This window comes from Pseudomonas sp. GW821-FHT07G06, assembly GCF_058986625.1.
The window spans coordinates 274,464-285,699 of record NZ_JBYSVW010000007.1; the positions used below are offsets into that span (position 1 = coordinate 274,464).

The following is an 11,236-nucleotide window of genomic DNA, read 5'->3' on the forward strand; positions in this document are numbered from 1 at the left end:
CGATCTTTTAGAAAGCAAGATCAAAAGATCGCAGCCTGCGGCAGCTCCTACATTGGAACCCTTACAGGCTCGGCAGCAGCTTGGTCGTCACCAGCTCGTTCAGGCAACGCGAGACCAACAACCGGTCGCGGCGTTGATGTCCGGCGCAAAGAAGCGGTCCTCCTCATAGCGCTGTGATCGAGGGTGATTTTGACCGGTTGCTGATAGACATCACGCAGTTGGGCAAGGCTCAGTTGGCCTGGGATAACGTTCAGGGTGTGCATTTCATTCCTTCAACCGGGGGACATCGGCAGGTTCAAGACCTGATCGTTGGCCTGGTCAATTGCTGTCTGCCGCGCGATACCGGGCCGCCCGCCAGAGGTTTTTCGATTCTTCCGTCAGATGGCGCAGGCCGCTACGGTCCAGCATGCGTTCCGACTCCTCTTGCACCGCGGCCAGCACGGCAGCCTCGTCGACGGCGCGCACGACGTAGTCTTCCATCAGGATCCGGCCATCGACGATGGTGGTGCACACGTCCGCGCCGTTGGCGAAACAGGTGACACGGTGGACCGGCATGTTCATCGGCATCAGGTGCGGCTTGAACAGGTCGATCAGAATGATGTCGGCTTTCTTGCCGACTTCCAGCGAGCCGATCTCATGCTCCATCGACAGTGCCTTGGCGGCGTCGATAGTGACCATTTCCAGGACTTTGCCCTGTGGCAGGATGTCCGGGTCGCGGAAGTGCCGGCGGTGGTAATGCATGCACTGGAACATGTGGCGGAACATGTCGTAACCGCGGTCCGGGGCGGCGCCGTCGGAGCCGAGGGCGACGGTGACATTGGCCTCGATCAGTTCCGGTACCGGGCAGCGACCCAGGATCGACATGATCGCGCTCGGGTTGTGCACGATCCTGGTCTGGGTCTCCCGGCACAGGGCGATGTCTTCCTCGGTCAGATCAATGCAGTGCGACATGAAGGAGGTCGGGCCGAGCAGGCCCAGTTCGCGGTGGGCCAGCGCCAGCGTACCGGCGCGGTGGCCGTCCTGGGTGAACGTCAGGCCATAGCGCCGGGCCAGGGCCAGGTAATCCTGTGCCTGCTGGCGGAACAGCGGTGCCAGCTGCCGGTGGTCGGGCTCGTATTGTGGCGCGTACACCGGCAACGTGATGGCGACGCGCACCCGGCCGTCACCCAGACCGTCACAGCTCCTGGCAATTTCTTCGCAGGTCTCGAACATCGTCTCGAAACTGACGTCGCGCCGAGTGGGCGGTTCGGTCGACCAGTCCAGGTAGGTGCGCGGCGCCGGCGGCCGTGACGGCCCGACAGCCACCACCGAGCGCGTGCCGATTTCGGCGATGGCCCGGGCGTGGCGTTGCGCGTACACCGGGTCGTCGACCCGCATGATCGAGTCGCCTCCGCCCAGGAGCGACACACCAGTGGTGGTGCCGCATTTGAGCCGCTCCAGCGCCGACAACCGCGCATCGACCTCCCAGAATCCGACGCCGGAGGCCGAGGTGTAGATGGTCTGGCAAGCGTCCATCCAGGCATCGCCCTCCGCGCCGCCGATGGTTTTCAGCATGGCGTGGCCGGCATGGGCGTGACTGTCGATCAAGCCGGGGAGTACCGCCTTGTTGCGTGCATCGATGACTTTTTCAGCCGTGTAGCGAGCCCGCAGTTCATCCGTGCGCCCCACCGCGACGATGCGGTTGCCGAGCACGGCCACGGCGCCGTCGTTGATGACGCGCCGTTGCTCGTCCACGGTGATGACCACGCCGTGCTCGATCAGCAGGTCTACTTTGTCGAAATTATTCTGAGTCACAGGCGGCTCCGCAGCAGGCTGCCATTTTTCGCCACAACGATGCCGCGGCTGATCACCGTCCGCGCCAGCGGACGCGCCACGACGGCTTCACTCAGTGTCTGCGCAGGCAGCAACAGCAAGTTGGCCGCCTGCCCCGTCGCCAATCCGTGATCAGTTCGCCCTAGTGCCCGGGCGCCATTGCCGGCAGCGGCTTCGAACGCCGTGCAGATTTCAGGGTCGGTTCTCATGCCACAGCGCAAGGCGAGCAGCATCGCGCGTTCGAGCATGTCGCCATTGCCCATCGGGGTCCATGCGTCCCGAATGCCATCCGAACCGAGGCACACATTCACCCCCGCCGAGAGCAGTTCGGTAAAGGGCGGTATGGCGATATCGGAGGGCGCCGTGGTCATGAGTGAAATCCGGTTGGCCGCCAGGCGTTCGGCCAACGGCAGCACCTGGGCCCAGTTTTTCATGCCCAGGCAAAAGGCATGGCTGATCATGACGCGCCCCTGACGCTGATAGCGCTCGGTGAAATCAATGATCCGGGCAATCTGCCAGAGCCCCAGCTCACCACCGTCATGCAGGTGGATATCGATACCGCGATCAAACCTGTCGGCGAGTTCGAACAGGATCGAGAGGTGCGCGATGGGATCGTTGTCTATGCCGCAGGGGTCCAGCCCCCCTACTACCTCGACGCCCAGTTCCAGGGCCTCGCGCATCAAGGCCTCGACCCCGGGGCGGTTGACCAGGCCAACCTGAGGGAAGGTGACGAACTCGATATCGACCAGGTCGGCGTAGCGCTCGCGCAGCGCCAGCATGGCTTGCACATGCTCGATGCCCAGTTCGGGATCGGCGTCTACATGACAGCGCAACAGCAACGAGCCGCGAGCGATGCATTGCTCCAGCAACGCACCTGCCCGCTCTGCAATGGGTGATTCGAGCTCGCGCAGAATCTGCCGCTCATTGGCGATGCGCGCTTTGAGCGTCGGGCCTGCACTGTGCGGCCGCCATGGCTGCCCCCACAGGGTCTTATCCAGATGGATGTGGCTTTCCACCAGCGACGGAACGAGCAACTGACCTTGCCCGTCAAGGTCAGGTTCAGCGACTGGATTGCCTCTGGCAGGCTGACGGTCGCCGATACGACCCTCAACAATCTGTATGTCTTCAATTTCGCCGCCATAGGGGCGGACATTACGCAACCAGAACGATTGGATCATTGGAACCTCATCACTTTCGAACCAGCCCCTGTCGCCGGATAGCCAACAGGGACGCTGTTTACCGGGTCACCACAAGCGCTACTTCAAGTTGCCGGCAAGGAACTGCTTGAGGCGCTCGCTTTTGGTGTGCTTGAACAGTTGCTCCGGGTTGCCTTCTTCCTCGATTCTGCCCTGGTGCAGGAAGATCACGTGGTTGGACACTTCGCGGGCAAAGGCCATTTCATGGGTCACCACCACCATGGTCCGGCCCTCTTCGGCCAGGGCCTGCATCACCTTCAGCACCTCGCCGACCAGCTCGGGGTCGAGCGCCGAGGTCGGCTCGTCGAACAGCATCACTTCCGGCTCCATCGCCAGGGCACGGGCGATCGCCACACGCTGCTGCTGGCCGCCGGACAGGTGCGACGGGTACTTTGCCTCCATACTGGCCGGCAGGCCGACCTTGGCCAGGTACTTGCGTGCGCGGGCCACCGCCTCATCGCGGCCGAGGCCCAGCGCATGCATCGGCGCCTCGATGACGTTTTCCAGCACCGACATGTGCGCCCACAGGTTGAAGTGCTGAAACACCATGGCCAGCTTGGTGCGCATGCTTTGCAGCTGTTTCTGGTTGGCCACGCGCAGCCCACCGTACTTGTCCTTCTCAGTGCGGATTTCCTCGGCGTTCACCGTGATTCGCCCGGCGCACGGTTGCTCGAGGAAGTTGATGCAACGCAGGAAGGTACTCTTGCCGGAACCCGAGGAGCCGATGATGCTGATCACATCGCCGGCCTTGGCCTTGATCGACACGCCCTTGAGCACTTCGTGGTTGCCATAGTTCTTGTACAGATCGTCTACGGTCAGTTTGTACATGTTTTTGCCCTGCGTAGGCGGCCTTCAGGCGGCCTGGGGTTTCAGGAAGGCCAGCCAGCGGGTTTCACCGCGACGAAATAGCCAGACAAGCGACAGCGCAATCACCGCGTACAACAGTGCAGCGATGAAGAAAGCCTCGAACGACGCATAGGTCGCCGAGTTGACGTCGCGGGCGACCTTCAGCAGGTCGGGCACCGTGGCGGTAAAGGCCACCGAGGTCGAATGCAGCATCATGATCACCTCGTTGCTGTAGTACGGCAGTGCGCGACGCAGCGCCGAGGGCAGGATGATGCGGCGGTACAGGGTGAACCTGGACATGCCGAAGGCGCGGGCCGCCTCGACCTCGCCGTAGGGCACCGACCTGATCGCGCCGGCGAAGACTTCCGTGGTGTAGGCGCAGGTATTGAGTGCGAACGCCAGCACCGTGCAGTTGAAGCCTTCGCGAAAGAACATGTCGAGGAACTCGTGCTCGCGCACCACGCTCAGGCTGTAGACACCGGTGTAGATGATCAACAGTTGTATATAGAGCGGCGTGCCGCGAAACACATAGGTGTAAAACCAGACCGGAAGCCGCACCAACCGGTTGCTTGACACCCGGGCCACGGCCAGCGGCACCGACAGCACGAATCCGATCGCGATCGACAGCACCAGCAGCCACAAGGTGATTGCCAGGCCGGAAAGGTTGGCGCCGTCCGACCACAAATACGCTTGCCAGTATTCCTGGATGATATCGATCACAGTTGAGCCTCCCGAACGCCGACCGAGTAATGATGCTTAAGCCACATCAAGACGCCGTTCGAGACCGTGGTAATGACCAGGTAAATCAGTGCACCGATCACGGTGAAATAAAACAGCTGCATGGAGCTCTTCCCGGCATCCTGGGTGGCCCTGACGATATCGGACAGGCCGATGATGGACACCAGCGCGGTCGCCTTGATCATGACCTGCCAGTTATTGGCAATTCCAGGCAAGGCAAAACGCATCATTTGCGGGAACAGAATCCGGTAAAACGCCTGCCATGGGCTCAGGCCATAGGCCATGGCTGCCTCTGTCTGGCCGCGCGGAACCGCCTGGAAAGCACCGCGAAAGGTTTCAGTAAAGTAGGCGCCGTAGATAAACCCCAGCGTCGCAACACCGGCAAGAAAAGGATCAATATCGATCTGATCCATTCCCAGCCCTTCGGTGACCTGATTGAGGACGATCTGAATGCTGTAGAACAGCAACAGCATGGTCACCAGATCCGGAACACTGCGTATCAGCGTGGTATAGAGGGTGGCGACATTGCGCAGCCACCGATTGCCTGACAACTTGGCACTGGCGCCTGCCAAACCAATCAGTACGGCGGTCAGCAGCGATAATATGGCCAGCTTCAGTGTCATCCAGGTGCCACTTGCGATCAGCGGCCCATAGTCTACCAAGGACATTGCATTCTCCTTGAGTTCGATAGTCCAGTCGATGCTGCCTATCTTGTTCAGTTGTGTTGTTCTTGTTTTTGAATGCTGACTGCCCGCAACTTGCAATCAATCAGTTGTACACATCAAAGGAGAAGTATTTATCGGAGATCGTCTGGTAAGTGCCGTCCTTGATGATCTCGGCCAGCGCACCATTGATCTGCTCGCGAAGTTCATTGTCTTCCTTGCGCAAACCAATGCCCGCACCCACGCCGAGGGTTTTCGGGTCACGCAACTCCGGGCCGGCAAAGGCGAAATCACGTCCGTTCGCGGTTTTCAGAAAGCCCAGGTCGGCCTGGACCGACGACTGCAGCGCTGCATCCAGTCGGCCGGCCATCAGATCCTGGTAAACCATGTCCTGGTTCTGGTAGGTCATGACAGTGACGCCCCTGGGCGCCCAATAAGCCCGGGCATAGGTTTCCGACGTCGAGCCCTGCTCGATCCCTACCCGCTTGCCTTGAAGGGATTCGGGCGTTGGCAGGAGATCCGAGCCCTTTTTCGCAAGGAGACGCGGCAGGACATTACTGATCTTGTCGGAGAAGGCGATTTGCGCCTGGCGTTTCTCGGTCACGCTCATGGAGGAAAGGATGCCGTCGAACTTCTTGGCTTTCAGCGCCGGGATGATGCCGTCGAAGGCGTTCTCGACCCATACGCATTTGACCTTGAGTTTTTCGCAGATCGCATTGCCCAGATCGATATCGAAACCTACCAGCGTGCCATCGGGCGCCTTCGACTCGAACGGGGCGTAAGTGGGGTCAACGCCGAAGCGAATGACTTGCAAGTCTTTCGCATATACGCCGCTGGCGGCCAGGGCAAGAACAACTGAAACGGCTAACTTCTTCATATCAATCTCCGTAGGCACAGTGGTACTGGGGGTTTAAAAGTGGCCAGTTCTGTTTGGGGTTTTTGTTTTGTTTAACCTCGGTCACAACGCTTGCATGCTCTGTCGGTAACTCGCCGGGGAGAACCTGAACGTCAGCACCGCCATCGCAGCGAGCACCGCGATGTGCAGCCACCATCCGGTGGTGAAACTGGCACCGGAGTCACGCAGCCAGCCGATCAACCAGGGAGCAGTCGATGCGAGCACAAACCCGATGCCTTGTACGAAAGCCGCCAAGGTCCCGGCCGCCTGTGCTCCGGGCAAGTGGTCGAGGCTGACAATCAGGCTGAGCGAAAAGAACCCGCCAAGGCCGAAGCCAGCCAGTGCGACCCACAACCACGGCGCCGCGTTTGGTGCCAGCGCGAAGCCGGCGAAACCCACGGCCTGCAGCACAATCGTCAGCCACAGGGCCGCGCGCCGGTCAATGCTGCGGCGGGCGAGCATCGGCATCGCGAACGCCGCCGTCGCCTGGAACATCGCCAGCCACGCGAGCAAGTTCCCCGAGGCCTGCAGGCTCATGTTCTGCTGTTGGTAGAAGGACGGCAGCCAGGCCACCAGGCTTGAGTAGCCGCTGTTGGTGAGTCCGAAGTAGGCGGCCAACTGCCACGCGCGGCGATTCTTGAAGAAGCTGAATGTTTTCACCGGTGCAGGTCCGCCAGCGGCTATCGGCGCACTGCGTGGCGCGCACACCAGCCAGAGCAAGAGCACGGCAAGCGCTGGCAACGCCCAGACGGAAAGCCCCAACCTCCAGCCGCCATACGCATGCAGCCAGGTGCTGGCCAGCGAGCCGAGAGCACCGCCGCCGACCAATGCCGCCGAGTAGAGCCCCATCACCATCGCAATCCGTTCAGGAAACCAGCGCTTGGCGACACCCGGTATCAAAGCCTGGATCACCGCCACGCCGGTGCCGGCTATACCGGCGCCGATGATCAACTGCGCCCCGTCCTTGACCACGGCGCGCGACGCGCAACCGAGCATCAAGAGCAACAAGGCGCCGGCCAGCGCCCGCCTTTCGCCGAAACGACGTGCGACACCAATGCCGATGAAGGCGATCAGGCCCATCAGCACGAAGGGCAAGGTGGTCAGCATCGCGGCGGCGCGAAAGTCGAGGCCGATGTCGGCGCGCACCAGGTCGAGCACCGGCCCGACCGAAGTCAGAAATGGCCGCAGGTTCAAGCCCAGCAACACCAGCAGCACCAGTGCGACCAGGGACACCTCACCAGCGCGCGGCACGTGCGTAGCGATGCAAGCCGATCCACGGTCTGTCACGTCAGTGGTCATCACATTTACCCTGGTCTTTCTGGTCAAAAAATCCGCATCAGCGGCTGTTCTTGAAGATTAAGAGCAGGTGCTATTATTCGGAAATGAAATGTTCGAATGACAATTAGTGGGAAATCAAATGACTTCAACGCTGATCGATCCGGTGCTGCTCAAGAGTTTCGTCGCCGTGGTAGAGAGCGGCAGCTTCACCCGTGCCGGTGAGCGCGTGCACCTGAGCCAGTCGACCATCAGCCAACAGTTGAAGCGGCTCGAGGAGCAGCTTGGCTGCGAGCTGCTCAACCGCAACGGGCGCTATGTCGGCACCACCGAGGACGGCGAGCGCCTGCTCGGCTATGCGCGCCGGCTACTGGGGCTGATGGAAGAGGTCGTGGAGGAGTTTCGCAAAGGCCACGCCCAGGGCGAGTTGCACATCGGCGTGCCGGAGGACTTCGCCTCGGACCTGCTGACCCCGACACTGGGCGCCTTCGCACGCGCGCACCCGTCGATAAGGCTTGAGATCAGCAGTGGGCTGAGCAATACGCTATGGCAACAGTTCTGTGCAGGCGACTACGACCTGGTGCTGGTCAAACAGCGCCCGGGACAGGTGGTGGGGCACGCCGCCTGGCCCGAACCGCTCGCCTGGTTCGACAGCCTCGGCGAGCCAACGTACGAGCGCGACCCACTGCCACTGGTGGTGTTTCCGGTCGGCGGTTTGTATCGCGATGAGATGATCCACGCGCTCGAGAGCGCCGGCCGGCGCTGGAGCATCGGCTACAGCAGCGCGAGCCTCGCGAGCGTGCGCTCGGCAGTCGCCGATGGTCTTGGCGTCAGCGTGCTCCCAGCGCGCCTTGCACTGCCCGGCCACCGCCGGTTGGGCGCGGCCGAGTCCTTTCCCGAACTGGCGCCACTGGAGATCGCCCTACACCTGCGCCCCGACGCACCACGCCGGGTGATCGACCTGGCCGAACAACTGACAAGGCTGTGTGCGCAGGTCACGGGCCACGCATGACGCCGCTGTGTATCACACTGTGTCAACGCGACTTCCCGATACACAGACTTTCATTCGGCCGGCGATTGGACACAGGCCGGATACGTTGCCGCGTTTCAATGCAAGCAAGGTTTGCAGGGGCTCAGACCGATCCCCTGACCATGGCTGGTAATGGAGACATCCCATGAAGATGGCACTGCGCAACAGCAACACCGGCAAGACTCGCCGCCACCTGGTCGGCCCGTCGATCCTCGCACTCACCCTGTTCGGTGTGCTCGGCGCAGCCCATGCGCAAACGGCCGCCACCGCACAGCCGGCTGCGACCCCTGCCCAAACCACTCAGGCGGCGCCCTCGCCGTTCGGCCCGCTCAAACATGTCAACGCCGGGCTGCTGGACGTCGCGTACGCCGAAACCGGTCCGGCCAACGGACCGGTGGTGATCCTGCTGCACGGCTGGCCGTACGACATTCACAGCTATGACGACGTCGCGCCGCTGCTCGTCGCCAAGGGCTACCGGGTACTGATGCCCTATGCGCGCGGCTATGGCGATACGCATTTCCTCTCCGACCAGACCCTGCGCAATGGCCAGCCGGCTGCGCTGGCCAGCGATGTCATCGACTTCATGGATGCGCTGAAGATCAAGCAAGCGGTGCTCGGTGGTTATGACTGGGGTGCGCGTTCGGCCGACATTGTCTCGGCGCTGTGGCCAGAGCGGGTCAAGGCGCTGGTCTCGGTCAGCGGTTATCTGATCGGCAACCAGGCGGCCGGCAAGAACCCGCTGCCCCCCAAGGCGGAACTGCAGTGGTGGTATCAGTTCTACTTCGCCACCGACCGCGGTCGCGCCGGTTACGCGAAAAACACCCACGACTTCGCCAAGCTGATCTGGCAATTGGCTTCGCCGAAATGGGCGTTCGATGACGCCACGTTCGACCGCAGCGCCAAGGCGCTGGACAACCCGGACCATGTCGACATCACCGTGTTCAACTACCGCTGGCGCCTGGGCCTGGTCCAGGGTGAAAGCCGTTACGAAGCGCTGGAGCAGAAGCTGGCCACGGCGCCGTCCATCAGCGTGCCGACCATCACCCTTGAAGGCGATGCCAACGGCGCACCGCACCCGGCCCCCGAAGACTACGCCAAGCGCTTCACCGGCAAATACGAATTCCGGCTGATCAACGGCGGCATCGGCCACAACCTGCCGCAGGAAGATCCACAGGCGTTCGCCAAGGCTGTGATCGATGCGGATCACCTTTGACATTGCGGTCTTCTGTAGGAGCTGGCTTGCCAGCGATGGTCGTTAACGATAACGCGGGTGAGCTGGATGAACGCGGTGCACTGGAGTCCATCGCCAGCAGGCTGGCTCCTACAGTTTCAGCGTGGGCACGGCCCCTTGTGGGAGCTGGCTTGCCTGCGATGGTCGTTAACGATAACGCGTGGGATCTGGATGAACGCGGCGCACTGGAGTCCATCGCCAGCAAGCTGGCTCCTACAGTAGTTTCAGCGTAGGCATGGCCCCTTGTGGGAGCTGGCTTGCCAGCGATGGTCGTTAACGATAACGCGGGGGATCTGAATGAACGCGGCGCGCTTGAGTCCATCGCCAGCAGGCTGGCTCCTACAGTTCCCTGCCATTCGTTTGCTACGAGTAATGGATCTCACTCAAGTCGATCGACACCAGCAACGCCTCCTTGTTGACCTGCCCATCGGCCTTGCGCCGATAGGCTCGTCGCTTGCCCGGCATGTGCAAGCCGTCGGCCTGGACGTAGTCATAAACCAGTTGGGCAGCGGGCATGCCACCGCTCACGTCGACGTTGTAGTCGTGGCGGCGTAGCAGAAAGTCATCGCCGAAGTAGAAGTCCTGGATAGCGCTGTGGGTTGCGATGCTGTCGGGGAAGTGCACCCGCAAATGCCGCCAACGCTCGGCGCCCTCTTGCAAGGGATCGATTTCCTCGCAGGTTACGCCCGGCAAGGTGAACAGGAAGGGCATGGTCAGGTAGGACCACATCGCATAGCCGTTGAAGTAGGCCCGGTGCAACGGGTCCCAGGCCGTGTGTTCCCCATGGCCCTTGAAGGATGCCCGGGGTGCCTGGCGCTCGGCAATCACCTTGCCCGCGGTATTCTCGATGGCGATTCGGTTCGGCGTATAGGCCGTGAATTGCCCCGGTGCACCGAAGGGTGTCACCGAGGCTCTTTGTTCATGCAGCCACACGGTCATCTGGCGTGGCGCGCTGTCCTGGGTCAACCCTTTCATGCCCCAGAGCGAGCCGCCGGTGACCAGCGTGGCGCAGACCTTATTGAAACTGTTCCAGCGCGCCAGGCCGCCATGAGCGGTCAGTATCCGGTCCAGCAGTTCGCGATCCTGGGCAGGCATGATTGCGTCCCCTCCTCGTCCGTTGGCTTTTGCATCACTATCAGAATAATGGATAGCCGGCCGCGTGCCGGACCGGCCGATGGACAGCCGGATTGAGACGAGCGCATCGTTGGTCCGGCGTTGTCGGCGATTGACCAGTCTGTAGGAGCGAGCTTGCTCGCGATGGTCTCGAGAGCGCCGCGTTTACCCAGAAAACAAGCGTTATCGTTAACGACCATCGCTGGCAAGCCAGCTCCCACAGAAGACCGCGTCTGTAGGAGCGAGCCTGCTCGCGATGATCTCGAGAGCGCCACGTTTAGCCAGTAGAAACGCATTATCGTTAACGACCATCGCTGGCAAGCCAGCTCCCACAGAAGACCGCGTCCGTAGGAGCGAGCCTGCTCGCGATGGTCTCGAGAGCGCCGCGTTTACCCAGAAAACAAGCGTTATCGTTAACGACCATCGCTGGCAAGCCAG

At 61.7% G+C, this 11,236-nt stretch carries 10 protein-coding genes and 1 pseudogene; 2 read left to right on the forward strand and 9 right to left on the reverse strand.

Annotation, left to right across the window (positions count from 1 at the left end):
- Nucleotides 1–61 precede the first annotated feature (61 nt).
- From AC3WJW_RS14515 to AC3WJW_RS14550, 8 genes and pseudogenes are all read right to left on the reverse strand, one after another.
- Nucleotides 62–168 (reverse strand): annotated as a pseudogene (locus tag AC3WJW_RS14515) (hypothetical protein); the annotation flags it as partial.
- A gap of 150 nt (nt 169–318) precedes the next feature.
- Nucleotides 319–1,794 (reverse strand): amidohydrolase family protein, encoded by a 1,476-nt coding sequence (locus AC3WJW_RS14520; protein WP_493726481.1) that lies wholly within the window; start codon nt 1,792–1,794, stop codon nt 319–321.
- The gene (locus AC3WJW_RS14525) at nt 1,791–2,990 is read right to left on the reverse strand and encodes an amidohydrolase family protein (RefSeq protein ID WP_493726482.1); all 1,200 of its coding nucleotides are present in this window, start codon (nt 2,988–2,990) and stop codon (nt 1,791–1,793) included. The genes AC3WJW_RS14520 and AC3WJW_RS14525 overlap by 4 nt, the downstream gene beginning before the upstream one ends.
- Before the next feature lie 78 nt (nt 2,991–3,068).
- A complete protein-coding gene (locus AC3WJW_RS14530; protein ID WP_493726483.1) occupies nt 3,069–3,836 on the reverse strand; it encodes an ABC transporter ATP-binding protein in 768 nt (255 codons plus the stop codon).
- A gap of 24 nt (nt 3,837–3,860) precedes the next feature.
- Entirely contained in the window at nt 3,861–4,574 is a 714-nt protein-coding gene (locus tag AC3WJW_RS14535; protein ID WP_493726484.1) for an ABC transporter permease, read from the reverse strand.
- Nucleotides 4,571–5,260 carry an ABC transporter permease gene (locus AC3WJW_RS14540; RefSeq protein ID WP_493726517.1) on the reverse strand — a complete coding sequence of 230 codons (690 nt, stop codon included), beginning with the start codon at nt 5,258–5,260 and terminating at the stop codon, nt 4,571–4,573. The genes AC3WJW_RS14535 and AC3WJW_RS14540 overlap by 4 nt, the downstream gene beginning before the upstream one ends.
- 100 nt (nt 5,261–5,360) lie before the next feature.
- Complete coding sequence (locus tag AC3WJW_RS14545; protein WP_493726485.1) at nt 5,361–6,131, reverse strand: ABC transporter substrate-binding protein; 771 nt, start codon at nt 6,129–6,131, stop codon at nt 5,361–5,363.
- A gap of 81 nt (nt 6,132–6,212) precedes the next feature.
- On the reverse strand, nt 6,213–7,448 hold the full coding sequence (locus tag AC3WJW_RS14550) for a cyanate transporter (RefSeq protein ID WP_493726486.1): 1,236 nt from the start codon (nt 7,446–7,448) through the stop codon (nt 6,213–6,215).
- A gap of 118 nt (nt 7,449–7,566) precedes the next feature.
- On the opposite strand from AC3WJW_RS14550, the gene AC3WJW_RS14555 reads away from it, so the two are divergent.
- Nucleotides 7,567–8,436: a LysR family transcriptional regulator gene (locus AC3WJW_RS14555; RefSeq protein ID WP_493726487.1), complete on the forward strand. Its 870-nt coding sequence runs from the start codon at nt 7,567–7,569 to the stop codon at nt 8,434–8,436.
- A 163-nt stretch (nt 8,437–8,599) separates the two neighbouring features.
- Nucleotides 8,600–9,667: an alpha/beta fold hydrolase gene (locus AC3WJW_RS14560; protein WP_493726488.1), complete on the forward strand. Its 1,068-nt coding sequence runs from the start codon at nt 8,600–8,602 to the stop codon at nt 9,665–9,667.
- Nucleotides 9,668–10,048: 381 nt separating this feature from the next.
- Here AC3WJW_RS14560 and AC3WJW_RS14565 read toward each other — a convergent pair whose 3' ends face one another.
- On the reverse strand, nt 10,049–10,780 hold the full coding sequence (locus tag AC3WJW_RS14565) for a hypothetical protein (RefSeq protein WP_493726489.1): 732 nt from the start codon (nt 10,778–10,780) through the stop codon (nt 10,049–10,051).
- Nucleotides 10,781–11,236: the final 456 nt, after the last annotated feature.